The organism is Porphyromonas catoniae ATCC 51270, assembly GCF_000565015.1.
In the GTDB taxonomy this organism is placed as follows: Bacteria; Bacteroidota; Bacteroidia; order Bacteroidales; family Porphyromonadaceae; genus Porphyromonas; species Porphyromonas catoniae.
In genome coordinates this window covers 24281-41369 of the sequence record NZ_JDFF01000019.1, presented here as the reverse complement: position 1 = coordinate 41369, position 17089 = coordinate 24281, and the positions used below count along the sequence as shown (strand labels likewise).

Annotated in this window: 14 protein-coding genes, 1 tRNA gene and 1 riboswitch; all 15 genes read left to right on the top strand. The window is 49.9% G+C overall.

The window, feature by feature from the left end; genetic code table 11:
• The first annotated feature begins 14 nt into the window (after positions 1-14).
• Positions 15-253: riboswitch (cobalamin riboswitch) on the top strand.
• Positions 254-349: 96 nt separating this feature from the next.
• The 15 genes from HMPREF0636_RS05200 to HMPREF0636_RS05125 all read left to right on the top strand — a co-directional run bounded on the left by HMPREF0636_RS05200 (position 350) and on the right by HMPREF0636_RS05125 (position 17086).
• Positions 350-586 (top strand): hypothetical protein, encoded by a 237-nt coding sequence (locus HMPREF0636_RS05200; protein WP_155807299.1) that lies wholly within the window; start codon positions 350-352, stop codon positions 584-586.
• A gap of 415 nt (positions 587-1001) precedes the next feature.
• Positions 1002-1808 carry an outer membrane protein assembly factor BamD gene (locus tag HMPREF0636_RS05195; protein WP_044168987.1) on the top strand — a complete coding sequence of 269 codons (807 nt, stop codon included), beginning with the start codon at positions 1002-1004 and terminating at the stop codon, positions 1806-1808.
• Positions 1809-1850: 42 nt separating this feature from the next.
• Positions 1851-2177, top strand: a complete 327-nt coding sequence (locus tag HMPREF0636_RS05190; RefSeq protein WP_005468305.1) for a DNA-directed RNA polymerase subunit omega — start codon at positions 1851-1853, stop codon at positions 2175-2177.
• A gap of 26 nt (positions 2178-2203) precedes the next feature.
• On the top strand, positions 2204-2662 hold the full coding sequence (locus HMPREF0636_RS05185; RefSeq protein WP_044168967.1) for a DUF4293 domain-containing protein: 459 nt from the start codon (positions 2204-2206) through the stop codon (positions 2660-2662).
• 122 nt (positions 2663-2784) lie between these two features.
• Positions 2785-4125, top strand: a complete 1341-nt coding sequence (gene purB, locus HMPREF0636_RS05180; protein ID WP_044168966.1) for an adenylosuccinate lyase — start codon at positions 2785-2787, stop codon at positions 4123-4125.
• 1559 nt (positions 4126-5684) lie between these two features.
• The gene (locus HMPREF0636_RS05175) at positions 5685-6305 is read left to right on the top strand and encodes a hypothetical protein (RefSeq protein ID WP_155807297.1); all 621 of its coding nucleotides are present in this window, start codon (positions 5685-5687) and stop codon (positions 6303-6305) included.
• Positions 6306-6334: 29 nt separating this feature from the next.
• Positions 6335-7039, top strand: coding sequence for a hypothetical protein (locus HMPREF0636_RS05170; protein WP_081748409.1), 705 nt, complete (start codon positions 6335-6337; stop codon positions 7037-7039).
• A 340-nt stretch (positions 7040-7379) separates the two neighbouring features.
• Positions 7380-9173, top strand: coding sequence for a 30S ribosomal protein S1 (gene rpsA / locus HMPREF0636_RS05165; protein WP_044168961.1), 1794 nt, complete (start codon positions 7380-7382; stop codon positions 9171-9173).
• A 379-nt stretch (positions 9174-9552) separates the two neighbouring features.
• Positions 9553-9630, top strand: a tRNA-Val gene (locus HMPREF0636_RS05160).
• Positions 9631-10164: 534 nt separating this feature from the next.
• A complete protein-coding gene (locus HMPREF0636_RS05150) occupies positions 10165-12567 on the top strand; it encodes an anaerobic ribonucleoside triphosphate reductase (protein WP_044168959.1) in 2403 nt (800 codons plus the stop codon).
• Between the two features lie 86 nt (positions 12568-12653).
• The gene (nrdG, locus tag HMPREF0636_RS05145; protein ID WP_044168958.1) at positions 12654-13160 is read left to right on the top strand and encodes an anaerobic ribonucleoside-triphosphate reductase activating protein; all 507 of its coding nucleotides are present in this window, start codon (positions 12654-12656) and stop codon (positions 13158-13160) included.
• Between the two features lie 39 nt (positions 13161-13199).
• Positions 13200-14498: a DNA recombination protein RmuC gene (gene rmuC / locus HMPREF0636_RS05140; RefSeq protein WP_044168957.1), complete on the top strand. Its 1299-nt coding sequence runs from the start codon at positions 13200-13202 to the stop codon at positions 14496-14498.
• A gap of 285 nt (positions 14499-14783) precedes the next feature.
• Positions 14784-15503, top strand: a complete 720-nt coding sequence (gene cmk, locus HMPREF0636_RS05135; protein ID WP_044168956.1) for a (d)CMP kinase — start codon at positions 14784-14786, stop codon at positions 15501-15503.
• Positions 15504-15542: 39 nt separating this feature from the next.
• Entirely contained in the window at positions 15543-16439 is an 897-nt protein-coding gene (locus HMPREF0636_RS05130; protein WP_005468292.1) for a 4-hydroxy-3-methylbut-2-enyl diphosphate reductase, read from the top strand.
• Entirely contained in the window at positions 16436-17086 is a 651-nt protein-coding gene (locus tag HMPREF0636_RS05125; RefSeq protein ID WP_044168954.1) for an O-methyltransferase, read from the top strand. Before HMPREF0636_RS05130 ends, HMPREF0636_RS05125 begins: the two co-directional genes overlap by 4 nt.
• Positions 17087-17089: the final 3 nt, after the last annotated feature.

Here is a 17089-nt window from a genome sequence, read left to right as displayed (position 1 = left end):
AAGTATGGCTCTTTCGTAAGAGGGGAGTAAGGAGTACTTCGCTAAGGAAGGAGAGCCAGCAAGGGAAGTCGGTGTGAGTCCGACGCAGTGCCCGCTACTGTAAGTCATCCCCTACAATCGTAATACGATCTGTGGGCTTCTTTCTCCGCTAGGGGCTACGGCTCTGCCACTGAGACCAGATCTTGGGAAGGTCAGCAAGGAAGAAGATGTCAGGATGATAAGCCAGGAGACCTGCTTATAAGATCCAAGTGTAACAATCTCGGGAATAAGATTGGGAAGACTATCCATGAGACAAGTAGGGTAACACTACAGACTGTCTCCTCGATGAGTGCACCTTCTGATGCAAGATGTGATACAGAAGGACGTCTTTCCGCCACAGAACCTCGGGTGTGCATTGGCTTCCAAGATGATGACATCATGCTGTGCATCTCCCTTCGGGTTTCCCGGAGGGCTTAGTAGCTTCCTCGAGGAGAATCCTATATTACTTACGGTAACAGAGATTTCTCGGCTACGCCTAGGGCATTGCTATGCCTTCAGGCGTGCTTGCTTGGGACAAGTAGGACATGAGTTCCTACGCCAAGGCTAGGACTAGGAGGCGCTAAGAAGGGGTATTCTTCATGTTCCTCCAACCTATCCAAAGCCGCCCCTTCGCGCTTCGTCCTTGAGCCTCCTCGGTATGACTTGTGTAGCCAGAGGGAGGAAAAGCGTACAGCATGTCAGAGGTGCATGGATCGGTCTAAAGCTCACTCCCTCATGGGGGGGAGAGTCTTTAGCCGCCGTGCCACCTATGCTCTTTGTCTCGTCGGGTTTGCCTTAGCTACTGACCCCTTGTTTCTCTGGCTGTGATGGCTTCACTCACCGCTTCGCTACACCCTTGTAGCACACCTACCTCGTACCATGATCGCAGGGAGCATATAAAGCATCATCACTACGTTATATAGGAAAGTAGTATCTTTGCGAGGCTCAGCGCTCTGCTCTGAGCTGTGATGAGACAATATAGTATGATTAAGAGACTTTGTTTGGCTTACCTTGGGATCGTGCTCCTCACTTCGTGCGGAGAGTACTATCGTGTGCAGAAGTCTACAGATGTGGCTGAGCGGTATTCGTTTGCCAAGAAGAGCTATAACGAGAAGAAATATGGTCGTGTGATCAGCTTGCTGGAGGATGTCGTCCCCTCTTTAGTTGGGACGACAGAGGGGCCTCAGAGTACCTACCTTCTAGCTGACTCCTATTTCAATGAGGGACAAGAGTCAGATGCCTCACGCTATTTCCAGAACTATTATACCAGCTATCCCAAGGCTCCCATGGCTGAGGAAGCACATTATAAGGCAGGCTATTGCCTCTACAAGGCTTCTCCCGATGCTCGGCTTGACCAGTCGGCGACGTTGGGGGCAATAAAGGAGCTTCAGACTTACCTCGACCTCTATCCCAAGGGGGTACATGTCAATGATGTACAGCTGATGCTCTTTGACCTTCAGGATAAGCTTGCCTACAAGGAGTACCTCGCAGCCAAGCTCTATTATGACCTTGGGCTTTACCTTGGGAATAACTATGAGTCGTGTGTCATCACTGCTCAAAACGCACTCAAGGATTACCCCTACACAAAGCATAAGGAAGATATTTACTTCCTCATCCTCAAGGCTAAGCAAGATCAAGCAGATCTGAGTGTACCTGAGAGGCTCCAAGAGCGTCTCCGTGATGCCATTGATGCCTATTATGCCTATGTGAATGACTTTCCCGAGGGGAAGTATTTAAAGCAGGCACAGCGCATCTATCAGCGTATGAATAGTCGTAAGGTGAACGACTAACCATCTCTCCTCCCCCTCCTGAATATATAGACAGTAACAGATATGCCCAAGTACAAAAAGAACGTACCAACCAATACGATTAGCCGAGACATGGTTCGTCTCAGCCAAGATACGGAGAACATCTACGAAACGGTGATGATTATCGCGAAACGTGCTAATCAGATTGCTGCTGAGACCAAGCAAGAGCTGGAGACACGCTTGCAGGAGTTCGCTGTATTTAGTGACGATGCTCAGGAGATCTTTGAGAACCAAGAGCAGATCGAGCTATCCCGTCAGTATGAGCGCATGCCTAAGCCAACCCTCATCGCAGCGAAAGAATATGAGGATGGCGACTTGTACTACAACATCGCAGGTAGCACTAAGAAATAATCCATTTCCTTTCGTTTTAAGCTACTATGTGGCAACGAATACAGACTGTCTGGCTCGTCTTAGTAGCCCTTCTGATGGCCGTCTTTGCTTTTCAGGATATCGCCGTCTTTACACTGCCAGGTGGGACTTTCTGCTTCCTGGATAATTGGCATATATATAATGGCACCGATGGTGTAGGGCAACATAATGTCTGGGGTATAGGTGCGCTGAGTATCGTCTCGGCCGTACTTGCTCTAAGGCTGGTCTTCTTATATAAGAGGCGGATGGTTCAGATGCGCTTCACGGTTCTACTGCTCTTCCTCATAGTGGGAGAGCTGATGTATATTGCCTTCGTTAGCTGGAGATTCTGCTCCGCCAACGATGCAAGTTTTGGGATACGCTTCCCACTGGCACTGCCGATCATCTGCCTGCCCTTGCTCTATCTAGCTGCTCGCAGGATGATCTACGATGAGATGCTCATCCGCACCTCCAATCGCCTTAGGTAGCCTCGACAGATGCCGATGCCTCTTTAGACCCATTAGCGAAGTCTAGCTCAGCTCCCTCACGGGGAGGTTAGCTAGGCTTCGCTTCTTTGTTTCCCTCGCTCTTACTTAATCTTTCTCTAGTCATGCAGTTCGATTCGCTTCAAGCTATTTCTCCTGTTGATGGCCGTTATCGTGCCCAAGTCGAGGCGTTGGCCTCCTATTTCTCTGAAGAGGCTCTTATCCGCTATCGTGTGCGGATAGAGGTGTTGTACTTCATTGCGCTCTCGGAGGAACTCCCATCGCTTCGCCACGTATTGGGTGAAGAGCGTCGTGAGCGACTGCACGACCTCTACCTCAGCTTCTCTAGCCAAGACGCTCTACGCATTAAGGAGATTGAGCGTACGACAAACCATGACGTGAAGGCGGTGGAATACTTCCTCAAAGAGCGGTTTGACGAACTGGGGCTTTCGGATGAGAAGGAGTTCATTCACTTTGGCTTGACCTCTCAGGACATTAACAATACCTCGTTCCCACTGATGATACGTGAGGCGGTGGAGCATGTGTATCTACCCGAGCTCGGTGGCCTAGTAGACCAATTGAAGTTCTACGCTGACCAGTGGGTGCATGTGCCTATGCTTGCCCGCACACATGGACAGCCTGCCTCACCCACACGTTTGGGGAAAGAGCTGGAGGTCTATGTCTATCGTTTGGAGGAACAGATTAAGGTGCTTGAGGCGATACCACATACGGCGAAGTTCGGTGGCGCAACGGGGAATTTTAATGCCCATGCAGTGGCTTATCCTGATCATGACTGGAAGCACTTCGCCACGGAGTTTGTCTATAGTCTGGGGCTAAAGCGTGAGGCATTCACTACCCAGATTTCCAATTATGATCAGCTCGCAGCGCTCTTCGATGTCTTGACCCGCATCAACGTTATCTTGATCGACCTAGCACGAGACTTTTGGATGTATATCTCCATGGAGTACTTCAAGCAACAGATACGACCAGGTGAGGTGGGTTCCTCTGCAATGCCTCATAAGGTAAACCCAATTGACTTTGAGAATGCGGAGGGAAACCTTGGTTTGGCCAATGCAATCTTTGGCTTCCTCGCTCGCAAGCTCCCGATTTCCCGTTTGCAGCGAGATCTTACTGACTCCACGGTGCTACGTAACGTTGGAGTTCCTCTAGCGCATAGTATGATTGCACTCAAGAGCCTGCGCAAGGGGCTGGGTAAAATCCTCCTTAACGAAGAGGCTCTGCATGCAGATCTAGATAGTAACTGGGCTGTGGTCGCTGAGGCACTTCAGACCATTCTTCGTCGGGAAGGGTATCCTAAGCCCTACGAGGCACTCAAGGCCCTGACTCGCACGAATGAGCATATTACTGAGCAGTCGATTCATGACTTCATCGAAACGCTCTCCGTTAGCCAAGAGGTGAAGGACGAAATGCGTCGCATCACTCCACATAATTATACAGGGCTCTAGCCACGCATTTTACCCCTGTTTTTCAACGAGAGACCATGCACCCTTGCTTCTGCCGATGGGGTACATGGTCTCTTGTTGTTTCCGCTTCCTCTAGTTTCTTATTACCTTCTCCCTCGTACTCTCCCCTTCTTCTATTTTTAAGGGAGAAACACTTTTGAGCAGAGGGTGTGTAATGGTATGTAATCAAAGGGCGAAGACTTACTATAAGTCTCCCTCCTGCGAGTTGTGGTAACTCGCTCTTACGAGTTACCATAACTTTTCTTGATGAGTTACCATAACTCAATTTGCCGAGTTGCGGTAACTCGCCTCAGCGAGTTATGGTAACTCATCGTTCCCCCTCCTCGAATGCCCTAGATACGCACATTTGTGAAGGTAGAGTATCCGCCCTTGCTCCTATCAAAATTTAACAGTGTTGTCCCTAGTGCTAATGAGTCGTATATCTCTCGGGGAGGATAAGGTGGGTGTGCTTCGGCAAGTCGCTAAGCAGATAGATTAAAGTGTATTTGTTTCCGTAAGGAATATTTCTATCTTTGCTCTGGGATAGCAGTGACAGTCCCTTGTGATATAGTAACGGGCTAAATAAAGACTAAATGAAAATGAGATGACTACAATTCAATGGAAGAATGTTTCTCTTACTCTTTTAGGGTTGCTGACTCTAATAGTAGTAGGTTGTAAACAAGAAGAGCTGACAGATAGGACGCCTCTGTCTGGTGGAAAGAGTTCTCAACTTGGAAGTGAGGAGTTATTCTTTCAGTATGGAGGAACGGATTCTCTTGTGCACTCCGTAATCAGTCAAGTACGTGTAATTCAAGACTCAGCAGATATTGTTAGTCGATTCGTAGAGCGTGGTGCTACTCCTAAATGGAATGACGCTATACGAGTCGGTGTCCCAGGTGATGTTGAAACTTTATATGTGCCTGTCGTTTACGCGGGTCTAAAGGAAATCTTATGGGTTTGGCGCATTAGTACTCACCCAAGGATAGGGACTTGGTCAGAATTCTTAACTCCAGAATCAGTACCTAAAGAGGATCGTTGGATATTTGACTACTTCACACAGTTTACCCTAAAGGAAAAACCCAAAAGTGGTCTATCTTTTACTAGAACTCCAGAGAACGAGCTACGGGGATTCTATAAAAGGGAAGATGACGGCCTCTATTATTGTGTAAATACTTATGCTGGGGCAGAAATACCTAGGAGAGAAAGAAGTGCAAGTATCTCTACGCCGAGATTGCTTGACTATAAGGGTACAAAGTGCTTTTTAGTCCCAGGACCACCTTCTCTGGGGCCAGGACCCCGTCGCCCAGATGCACCCCCTCCAGGTCCAGGGGTGACAGGTCCTCCACCTTTCTGTAGATTCCCTACTTTCCCTCCACTTCCCCCCGTCCCTCCTACCTCCCCCCCTGCACCTATAGATCCTCCTGTCCCTCCTTGTGATCAGATGACCTTAAAGATGGGGGGTGACCTAGGTGATAAGGTACAAGACCTAACTAACTATCTCAATGCAGATCCAACCGATAATCGTAGGGAGCGAGGCTATGCAGAGATGACAGATGGTAGCTTTGAAGCTAGAAAAGGATGGTGTTGGGAAGCAAGGTCAGAATAACCTAGATTTTGGAGAGGTTGATCAAAGGAATGTGCGTGGAATTATACATACCCATGGGGATCCTGATGGGGTAACAGCCGAGTATATAACCAGGGGATTCTCTCCTCAGGATATACAGCAGTTCGTTGTCCTTATGCGGAATGCTCTGATTCGTGCAAGTCGACTTCCTGAGTCCTCTACTTATGATCTCTCACAGTGTTATCTAGGTGTTGTGACGAGATCTGGGGTTTATTACCTCCAAGGTAAAGGACGGATTACACCTTCTGAAGCATTTAAACTTCTTGGGAAGCTAAATGCCTCTCCTAAAAATCCTTCTCCTTCAGATTTGAGTAGAGAATACAATAGATATGTAGGGCTTCTGGTGAAAGCAAAGTCTGAGGGTCAGGACCTTGTTGACTTTGAGCGGCAGTATATGTTAAACCGTATGAAAGATACCTATCCCGGCTTGGATTCTAATTTCAGTCTGTTCCTGTTTGCTCAATCACAGAATGAAAAATGGTTTGGGCGGATGATTATACTCAATCCCTTGGCACATCTAGGAAGTTCTTTACCTAGGACTACGGCCAAAGATTGCTAACACATGCAATTCATTATAAGCTTACCGCAATGAATAGATACGTATTATGCCTACTGCTGGTATTGGGACTAGCAGTGCAAGAAAGAGTCTTTGCACAGAAGGTTATTTCTCTCGAGAATATGACCCTTTATCATGTACTTGACCGACCTGATGTTTCGCAGGGTATTTACATGGAGGATACCGGCTGTCGCCTTGATAAGTACACAGGTACATGGGAGGGGACCTTTAAGGAGTATAAGATTAAGGCGAAAATCTCCCAACAGAAGAAGTATCAAGTGCAGGAAAATCCCCCAGTTTTTCAAGATAGGCTACTGATGCAGGTTCGGATCTTCGATCGATCGGGAAAAGCTGTACCTTTCATCTCTAAGGTAATCGAGGGTGAAGGAGGTGGAGATGATTTGCAAGTGAAGAGGCTGGCTCCAAACCCTATGGGGGCGATTGTCGAAGAGTCTTATAAGTTTCAATTTACGTACGGCTATACCGGATACTTCCTTCAGGGCACACTTAGCAATGATTTGGGGACTCTCTCGCTTGCCTATTATAGTGCAATTGTTTTGGATGGTTCTGGTTGGGCTCCTGAGTTTATGCCCAGAGCGAAGGAGCATTGGGTTCTCCATCGGACAAGTCGAGTTCCACCGAGGCCTGCGGACTGGAACCCGCCATACCGAGGCGAGTACAATAACCCAGGTGGAGGTCCCCCTCCTAAACCTGGGCGCCCATCCCAACGCCCTTAGGTTAAGGTAGCCAGAGTTTCTCTCTAAGGTGAAACGAATCAGGGAGGCATCTCGTTAGGGATGCTTAGGGTGTCTTTTTATCCCTGTCACAGCGATCTAAGTCCTCTATCCTAAGGCTGTGCTTGGGCTTTGTCGGGAGACGATGATGCGTATCATGAGCGTTTGCATCGGGATGGGGTGGTAAAGTCGCTGAGAGTGGGTAGGATATAGGTCTTTTTCTTATCTTTGTACCCGACTTTTGTAGGAGAGCATCGCTTGATGTCCGCTTATTTAGGTCAGCAAGTCATGCGTACCTCTCCTACGAGAGACGCTCGTGTGTAATTCATAGTAAGTTTAACAAATGGAAAATTTAAAAGAGATCAAGCCCATCGCAGACTTCAACTGGGATGAGTTTGAGCAGGGAGAAGCCGCTAGCACCGCTTCCCACAAGGAACAAGAAGCTGCCTACGACAAGACCATGACTAACGTCAAGGATCAGGAAGTCGTCGTGGGGACTGTGACAGAGATCAACAAGCGAGATGTACTCGTAGACATCGGCTTCAAGAGCTCTGGTCGCATCAATGCTGCAGAGTTTCGCTACAATCCTGACCTTAAGGTTGGGGACAAGGTAGAGGTATTCATCGAGTCACAAGAAGATAAGCGTGGACAGCTCGTCCTTTCACATCGTCAGGCACGTGTGGCACGCTCTTGGGATCGTATCAACGAAGCCCTCGAGAAGGACGAAGTGGTACGTGGTTACGTGAAGTGCCGTACAAAGGGCGGTATGATCGTGGATATCTTCGGTATCGAAGCCTTCCTCCCTGGATCTCAGATTGACGTACGTCCTATCCGCGACTACGATGCGTATGTGGATAAGACTATGGAGTTCAAGATCGTCAAGATCAATCAGGACTTCAAGAACGTCGTTGTATCACATAAGGTACTCATCGAAGCCGAACTTGAAGCCCAGAAGGCTGAAATCATCGGCAAGCTCGAGAAGGGTCAGGTACTCGAAGGTGTGGTTAAGAACATCACTTCCTATGGTGCCTTTATCGACCTCGGTGGTATTGATGGTCTTGTACACATCACCGACCTCTCATGGGGACGTGTCTCACATCCTAGTGAAGTTGTCGCTCTTGATCAGACGCTCAACGTCGTTATCCTTGAGTTCGACGAAGCTAAGAAGCGTATCGCCCTTGGCCTCAAGCAGCTCCAGCCACATCCATGGGATAGCCTAGACGCTAACCTCAAGGTTGGTGACAAGGTGAAGGGTAAGGTTGTCGTCCTTGCTGACTATGGCGCATTCATCGAAGTCGCTCCGGGCGTAGAGGGTCTTGTACATATCTCCGAAATGAGCTGGACACAGCACATTCGCTCTGCACAAGATATCCTGAAGGTAGGAGATGAGGTAGAAGCTGTCATCCTCTCGCTAGACCGCGAAGAGCGCAAGATGAGCCTCGGTCTCAAGCAGCTCAAGGAAGATCCATGGGAAAACATCGACAAGCGTTTCCCCATCGGCTCTCGTCATACAGCTAAGGTGCGTAACTTTACGAACTTCGGTGTCTTCGTAGAGATCGAAGAGGGTATTGATGGCCTCGTGCACATCTCTGACCTCTCTTGGACGAAGAAGATCAAGCATCCAAATGAGTTTACCGAAGTAGGAGCTCCTCTGGATATCGTAGTGCTAGAGATTGACAAGGAGAATCGTCGCCTTAGCCTCGGCCACAAGCAGATCGAAGAAAATCCTTGGGATGCTCTGGAAACAGACTTCCGTGTAGGTACGATTCACGAAGGTACAATCAGCGAATTCATCGATAAGGGAGCTATCGTTTCTCTCCCCGAAGGCATTGAGGCTTTCGCTACACCAAAGCACCTTGTGAAGGCTGATGGTACGCAGGCTGCGAAGGGCGAGACGCTCCCCTTCAAGGTTATTGAGTTCAATAAGGATACTCGTCGTATCATTGTCTCTCACAGCCGTACGTTCGAGGACGAAGCAAGAGCAGAAGCTCGTGCAAGCGAACGTGCAGAGCGCGCCGATCGCCAGGCTCGTCAGCAGGATGCAGCCGCTGCCGTAGCAGCTGCGAATGCTGCCACGGAGAAGGCTACCCTCGGTGACCTTGATGCTCTGGCTGCCCTCAAGGAAAAGCTCTCCTAAGCGTTCCCAATCCTCAATCATAAACGACGAGTATCCCTCGGAGACTTGTTCTCCGAGGGGTACTCGCTTTTGTCTCTGATGATGTTGAACTTCTGGTGCTAGTTGAATAAAAGCTATCTCACTCCGATTTCTGCACTTATTTTATTTGTCCCGTGATTCAGATTTGTTTCTTGTAAATAAGTTTCTTACCTTTGCAGTACTGATTTGAAGCTAATCACAATAAGGATTATTCCGTTGTGAAAACATCCAAGGCGGGGATACTTTGGTATCCTCGTCTTTTTTTGAACGAAGGGATAGAGGAGATTGAGCCCTATTCGACTGCGTCACAAGACTCGATGGTATTTGTACATTCGAAACTTTTATCTACCTTTGCAGTGCTGAATCTTTAGCTCAGTTGGTTTAGAGCACTACCTTGACAGGGTAGGGGTCGGCGGTTCGAGTCCGCCAAGGTTCACCAAGCACTGTCTCATGGTGTAATGGTAGCACAACAGATTCTGGTCCTGTTTGTTAAGGTTCGAGTCCTTATGAGACAACTAAAGGGAGGCAATTGCCTCCCTTTTTTGTTTTTGACCAAACCCTAGAGCGATGAGTGTGGAGAAGTCTTCTAGATATATACAATAGACCTCCTATGGGAATAGAGGTAAATGCGTGTGTTGTGTGTATGCTCTTAGTATATAGGAGGTTTTATTGAGTTTCCCCATCTTATTCCTTGGGCATGAGGGGGGCAGCATGCAGAGGTTTTTGGGGAGCGGAGCAGATGAAAGAGGGAAATTTGTGCTTAAGAAGGACGGGAATTATTTCTGTGAAATAAGGTGGATAGGCTAGGTCTATCGTGATGTGGATAACTTTTTTACTCAGCTACGGATAAAGATATATATATTTGTGCAAAACCTACGTCTCCCTCTGGGGGGAACACCCTCCTCTGGAAAGAGATAAGTGTCTCATGACGGGGTGAAACCGTGTGTATAACTATGTGTAAAATCCAGTAGATATGGTAGCAGTACCCCTGTTTATCACCAAGCGTGATGGTAGCCAGCAACCCTATGATGGTGAGAAGATACGCCAGGCAATTCTCAAAGCTTATCGGGCTGTTGGATTAAATGATGAGGCTCAAAACGCCATCAAGATTGAGGCATCTATCCACCAAGAGTTAGCTCAAGAGGGAGCATGCATTGCTGTCGAAGCTATCCAAGACCTTGTCGAGCGTGAGCTCATGAATCTTGACCCTCAGGTAGCTAAGAAGTACATCATCTATCGTGAATGGCGTACTGTCGAGCGTGAGAAACGTACGTCGTTAAAGAAGACGATGGATGGCATCGTAAGCATTGAGAAGAACGATGTGAACCTTGGAAATGCGAACATGAGTGCCTACACACCCTCAGGGCAGATGATGACCTTTGCATCTGAGGTTACTAAGGACTATGCGATGAAGTACCTCATGGCACCACAATATGCTCGTGCCCATGCCTCAGGTGACATCCATATTCACGACCTTGACTACTATCCTACGAAGACGGCGACATGTGTACAGTATGACCTTGCTGACCTCTTTGAACGTGGCTTCCACACGAAGAATGGAAGCATCCGTACCCCACAGAACATCCAAAGCTATGCTACGCTAGCCACTATTGTCTTCCAGACCAACCAGAATGAGCAGCACGGAGGGCAAGCGATCCCAGCCTTTGACTTCTTCATGGCTCCTGGTGTGCGTAAGTCCTTTATCCGTCATCTGTCGGACCGTCTTCTCTATACCCTAGAGCTGAGCGAAGGGCGCGTGCTAACGGATGAGGAACGTAAGTCTTTCACGGAGGAGCTACGTGGTCTAGCACCTCGCCTAGGTAAGGGCGATGAGGAAGTAAAGGAGTTGTACACAAAGCTCGTAGCCTCGGGAAGGAGCTTCACCGAGCAGGCTGTACGCCTCGCATTAAGTAGTGCCTACGATCGCACCGCTCGGGATACACACCAGGCGATGGAGGGCTTCATTCATAATCTGAATACGATGCACTCCAGAGGGGGGAATCAGGTTGTCTTTAGCTCCATTAACTACGGCACGGATACCTCTGCTGAGGGACGTATGGTTATACGTGAGCTTCTCTCTGCCACGGTTGAGGGACTTGGTCAGGGAGAGGTGCCCATCTTCCCTATACAGATCTTCAAGGTCAAGGAGGGTGTGAACTATACAGAAGAGGACTATGCTGTGGCGAGTGAGGACTTCAAGGGAGCACTCGAAGGAAAGTACACCTTTGTAGCACCGAACTTCGACCTCTTGCTGGAGTCATGTCGCACCACTTCGCATGCACTCTTCCCGAACTTTGTCTTCCTGGATACACCATTCAATAAGCATGAGCTATGGAAGGAAGATGATCCCAAGCGATACCACTATGAGATTGCTACAATGGGCTGTCGTACACGTGTCTTTGAAAATATCAATGGACTGAAGACCTCGATAGGTCGTGGAAATCTGTCCTTCACGACCATGAACCTCCCACGTCTAGCCATAGAGGCGATGCATCTAGCGGAGAGTGAGTGTCCAGCAGGGGAGAAGGCTGAGGTGCGTCAGCTGGCTCGTAAGCACTTCCTCGATTCGGTACGTCGTGAGGCTACGTTCATTGCCGAGCAGCTCTACGAGCGTTACCTGTACCAGCGTTCGGCATTAGCCCGACAGTTCCCCTTCATGATGGGTAATGATGTATGGAAGGGCGGAAGCAAGCTAGCACCTACGGATCAAGTTGGGGATGTCTTCAGTAGTGGGACACTTGCCATCGGTTTCATCGGTGGTCATAATGCTATGGTGGCTATGTATGGTCAGGGTCATGGCAGGAGTGATGAGGCTTGGCATACGCTCTATGATGCCATCCAGGTGATGAACGAAGTGGCACAGGAGTACAAGGCTAAGCACCATCTGAACTATTCTGTCTTGGCCACACCAGCCGAAGGGCTCTCAGGGCGTTTCACCCGTATGGATAGAAAGAGATACGGTGTTATCCCAGGGGTGAATGACCTCGACTACTATGTGAACTCCTTCCACGTGGATGTGAAGGAGGAGATCGGTATGTTTGAGAAGATCCGTCGTGAAGCCCCCTTCCATGCCATTACACTTGGTGGACACATCAGCTATATAGAGCTAGATGGAGAGGCCAAGAAGAATGTGTCGGTTATCCTCAAGCTCGTGAAAACGATGAAGGATGAGGGGATTGGTTATGGTTCGATCAATCACCCCGTGGATACCTGCCAGAGCTGTGGCTACCGAGGAATCATCTATGACCGATGCCCCGTCTGTAAGAGCGATCATATCGCTCGCCTCAGGCGTATTACGGGCTACCTCACAGGTAGTCTGGAGAGCTGGAACTCAGCCAAGCAAGCCGAGGAGCGTGACCGAGTGAAGCATCACTAGTCTACCCTACGAAGCGGTTCAGCCCAAGCCTACAGTGAGAGGAGAGGCTTCTCACTGTGGGCTTGGGCTTTTCTCTTCCATGGCTCATGCGTCTACTCAACGTATATAAGGAGAACATCAGTGATGGCCCAGGCCTGAGATACTCTATCTATCTGGCTGGTTGTCGTCATGCATGCCCAGGCTGTCATAACCCTGAGAGCTGGTCGCCTGATGGTGGTATCCTCCTTACCGAACGAGTATTGGAGGACATCATCGAGGAGATACGTAGTAATCCGCTCCTTGATGGCATTACTGTCTCTGGCGGTGATCCGTTCTTTGACCCGGAGGCTCTTGTGGGGCTCCTCTGCCGACTCAAGGAGGAGACGGGGATGAATATCTGGTGCTATACGGGCTTCACCATAGAGTACCTCTTGCGCTCGCCTCTACATCGCCCTGCGCTGGAGTATATAGATGTGCTGGTCGATGGACCCTTTGTGGAGTCCCTGCTGGATCCTCGACTCTCCTTTCGTGGAAGCAGTAATCAGCGTCTTATTGAGATTGACCATACACAGCCCCTCTCACTCGAGGCAATCCGCATGATTGAGGGACTATAATCCTATTGCCTCTCATTATCTAATTCTTTCATTCCATCCATGACGTACGTTCTTATAGCTGCACTTGTCCTTTCCCTCATCGTTCTTTTTCTCCTTTACCAGCGTTACCAAGCGACCCTTCGCCTCTTGACCGAAGCAGAGACGAGGGGCAAGCAGTCCGAGGATCGCTTGAGTGAGGTCATGTCACAGCTCATCGAAGCACAGCGTGGGCGTGAGGAGGCTTTGCTACATGGGGCGGGTATGAAGGCTCAGCTCTCTTCGCTGGAGACCCAACTCAAGGAGCTACGAGAGCAGAAGGCGGAGCTCACCCAAGAGCTACGAGAGAGCTTCCAGTCGGTGGCCACTGAGATTATCCGTGAGCGCACGAAGGATCTCAACGAGCGTGCAGAGGAGACTCTGAAGCCTCTGCGTGATGACCTACAACGCTTCGGGAAGCAGGTCTCTGAGACCTACCAAGAGGAGTCTCGCGAGCGTTTCTCCCTAAAGAATGAAATCAAGAGCCTCGTGGAGCGTAGCCAAGCGATTAGTGAAGAGACGACGAACCTCACTAAAGCCCTCCGAGGCGATAGCAAGGTACAGGGTGATTGGGGAGAGATGATCCTCGAGCGCATCCTTGAGCGTAGCGGTCTGAGGAAGGGCGAAGAATACTTCGTCCAAGAGACCCTTCGTGATGAGGCGGGCAAGCTGATTACGACCGAGGATAATCGTGGTGGGCTACGTCCAGATGTGATCGTACGTTATCCCAATAGCGGAGCCATGGTGATTGATAGTAAGGTCTCCCTCACGGCGTACAGTCGCTACCTGTCTGCTGATACTGAAGAAGTGCGTGCTATGGCTCTTAGGGAGCATTTACAGAGCATCCGCAAGCATATCGACGAGCTCTCGAGGAAGAAGTATGAGGAGCATGTATCGGGAGCTGCTAATTTCGTCATGCTCTTTATCCCTAATGAGCCTGCCTACAGCCTTGCCTTGAGCCATGAGCCGAACCTATGGGAAGAGGCTTATGCTAAGAATGTAGTCCTCATCAATGGTACGAACCTTATCGCTGCGCTTAGGATGGCGCAGGATATGTGGCAGAGAGAGCGACAGGAGCGGAACATACAGCTTATCTTGGAGAAGGCCACAGGGCTATATGATAAGTTTGCCACCTTTACAGAGACATTCCTAGAGGTGGGTAAGAAGCTCCAATCGGCTAGCTCGGCCTTTGACCAAGCACGGGGACAACTCTCTGAAGGGAGGGGTAATCTAGTGCGCCGAGTGGAGCAGCTCAAGGAATTGGGCGTCAAAACAAATAAGACACTCCCTGCTACCCTAGTATCTGACGAGACTGAGGAGTAAAAGGGATTCTTTTGAAACCCATGCTAGGGTACCAAGGAGACCCTTGCATGGGTTGCTTTATGACCCCTTGCATGCATCTTGCTCTGATCCCTTGCATGCACTTCCGTAGAGACCCACTCGTGGGTTTCTGCTTTATCCCCAGTAGCACCTGACGATCTATCTCTCTAGGTATCCCTACCCTTGTCCTAGCCCGAACGCAACCTTCACCAAGTACGGCTTGTTGGGATAATTGGTAGGTATTACCTTTGTCCTCCATTTCACCTTCAAACGGACATCTACAGAACAATGACAGACAAAATCGTCGTCGCTATTGACGGCTATAGCTCCTGCGGTAAGAGCTCTATGGCTCGTACTCTGGCTCGGAACATCGGCTACATCTATGTCGACACGGGGGCCATGTATCGTGGGGTGACCCTCTTCGCCCTCAGAGAAGGGCTAATCCATGGCGATGGTACGATTGATGAGGCGGGGCTTCGGGCTCGTCTCTCGGGGCTTTCCCTGACCTTCCAACGTAGTGGTGAAGGGGAGGAGCCTGTGCTGTACCTCAATGGTGCTTGCGTGGCGGAGGAAATTCGCTCTATGGCGGTCGCCTCGCAGGTGAGTCCTATTGCTGCCCTGCCATTCGTGAGGGACTTCCTGACGAAAGAGCAACAGGCTATGGGGCAGGAGAAAGGGATCGTCATGGACGGAAGGGATATTGGTACAGCGGTCTTCCCCAAGGCAGAGATGAAGGTTTTCCTTACCGCAGATCCCAAGATAAGGGCAGAGCGACGACTCAAGGAGCTCCGTGCAAAGGGGGATGAGGTGACCACTCTAGAGGAGGTACTAACGAACCTAGAGGAGCGTGACTACATCGATACACACCGTGCCGTGGCTCCGCTCAAGCAGGCTCCCGATGCTGTGGTACTAGATAACTCCTTCCTATCCATACGAGAGCAAGACCTGATGCTCCGCTTTGCCTTTGAGGCAGTCCTTGCACACCTTCGCACGGAGAAGTGTGTATAGCTGGGGCTTCTCACTATTATATTCCTTGACCTTTATACAATGTTTCCAACGATCGAAATAGACCAACAGTCGGGCTTCTGCTTTGGGGTAATCAACGCCGTTAAGCATGCAGAGCGAGAGCTAGAGAAGAGCAGCGAGGAGCTGTATTGCCTTGGGGACATCGTCCACAATAACCAAGAGGTAGAGCGGCTCGAGGCCAAGGGTATGCAGACCATCGACTATGAGGCGTTTAAGAAGCTCGAGGGTAAGCGTGTCCTCTTCCGAGCCCATGGCGAGGCTCCCGTAATCTACCAACTGGCTCGGGAGCGAAATATTGAGCTTGTTGATGCGACATGCCCTGTGGTATTGGCTCTACAGAAAAAGGTGCGACGGAAGTTTGCCGAGCTAGAGCCTCTGGGCGGACAGATCGTGATCTATGGCAAGAAGGGACATGCCGAGGTAAATGGACTGGTTGGGCAAACGGATGGTAAGGCCATCGTAGTACAAAGCCCCGAGGACATAGAGCAAATAGACTTCACCCGACCCATAGCCCTTTTCTCTCAGACGACACAGTCTCTGACGGGGTTCCATGAACTCATCCAAACCTTGAGTAGCCGTATGATCGGAGGGGCATCCTTCGACTATCAGGACTCGATCTGTAGGCAGGTGTCTAACCGCATGCCTCACATACAGGAGTTCTCCTCCCAGCACGAGCTGACACTCTTTGTCGCAGGGTCAAAGAGCTCGAATGGTAAGGTACTCTTCGGCTATTGCCAAAAGGGGAATGAGCGAAGCCACTTTGTCTCCTCTCCCGATGATGTGCTTCTCGAGATGCTCACACCCCTACCTAAATCGATAGGCATATGTGGAGCAACCTCCACCCCAATGTGGCAGATGGAGGAGGTCGCAACTCGTGTACGTCAGCTCCTCGGGATGCCCGAGCCTACAGAGGAATGACCACAGATCACACCGACCGACTAGAGGCTTACATCCTCGAGCATACCACTCCAGAGAGTGAGCTGCGAGCGCACCTCAGCCGTGAAGCTCATGTGCGCCTATTGCGAGCTCGTATGCTCTCGGGGCATCTGCAGGGCAACCTGCTACAGATGATTTGCCGAATGACCCATGCACATCAGGTGCTGGAGATAGGTACCTACACGGGCTATGCCGCACATTGCTTAGCGGAGGCACTCCCAGAGGATGGTGAGGTACACACCCTAGAGTCCGATGACGAGATGGAGGACTTCATCCGAGAGTTCGTGGCACAGGCTCCATACCGAGACCGCATACATCTGCACCTTGGTGATGCTCTAGAGCTCCTCCCGAAGCTCCTAGAGAAGTACTCCTTCGACCTCGTGTATATCGATGCGAATAAGCGTCAGTACATCGATTACTACGAGCTAATACTCCCCCATCTACCATCAGGTGCAATCATCCTTGCAGACAATACACTCTGGGATGGGAAGGTGGTAGCAGAGCCTCTGCCGACAGACGCCCAGACACAAGCCATCCTAGCCTTCAATGACTGGGTGCAACAAGACCCTCGTGTAGAGAACTTGATCCTACCCATGCGTGATGGACTCTCCCTCATCCGTAAGCTCTGATGC

Excerpts from the sequence above, each read along its gene's own strand:
- HMPREF0636_RS05195 (WP_044168987.1), top strand. The coding sequence starts at position 1,002 with ATGATTAAGAGACTTTGTTTGGCTTACCTTGGGATCGTGCTCCTCACT.
- HMPREF0636_RS05190 (WP_005468305.1), top strand. The coding sequence starts at position 1,851 with ATGCCCAAGTACAAAAAGAACGTACCAACCAATACGATTAGCCGAGAC.
- HMPREF0636_RS05185 (WP_044168967.1), top strand. The coding sequence starts at position 2,204 with ATGTGGCAACGAATACAGACTGTCTGGCTCGTCTTAGTAGCCCTTCTG.
- purB (WP_044168966.1), top strand. The coding sequence starts at position 2,785 with ATGCAGTTCGATTCGCTTCAAGCTATTTCTCCTGTTGATGGCCGTTAT.
- HMPREF0636_RS05170 (WP_081748409.1), top strand. The coding sequence starts at position 6,335 with ATGAATAGATACGTATTATGCCTACTGCTGGTATTGGGACTAGCAGTG.
- rpsA (WP_044168961.1), top strand. The coding sequence starts at position 7,380 with ATGGAAAATTTAAAAGAGATCAAGCCCATCGCAGACTTCAACTGGGAT.
- HMPREF0636_RS05150 (WP_044168959.1), top strand. The coding sequence starts at position 10,165 with ATGGTAGCAGTACCCCTGTTTATCACCAAGCGTGATGGTAGCCAGCAA.
- nrdG (WP_044168958.1), top strand. The coding sequence starts at position 12,654 with ATGCGTCTACTCAACGTATATAAGGAGAACATCAGTGATGGCCCAGGC.
- rmuC (WP_044168957.1), top strand. The coding sequence starts at position 13,200 with ATGACGTACGTTCTTATAGCTGCACTTGTCCTTTCCCTCATCGTTCTT.
- cmk (WP_044168956.1), top strand. The coding sequence starts at position 14,784 with ATGACAGACAAAATCGTCGTCGCTATTGACGGCTATAGCTCCTGCGGT.
- HMPREF0636_RS05130 (WP_005468292.1), top strand. The coding sequence starts at position 15,543 with ATGTTTCCAACGATCGAAATAGACCAACAGTCGGGCTTCTGCTTTGGG.
- HMPREF0636_RS05125 (WP_044168954.1), top strand. The coding sequence starts at position 16,436 with ATGACCACAGATCACACCGACCGACTAGAGGCTTACATCCTCGAGCAT.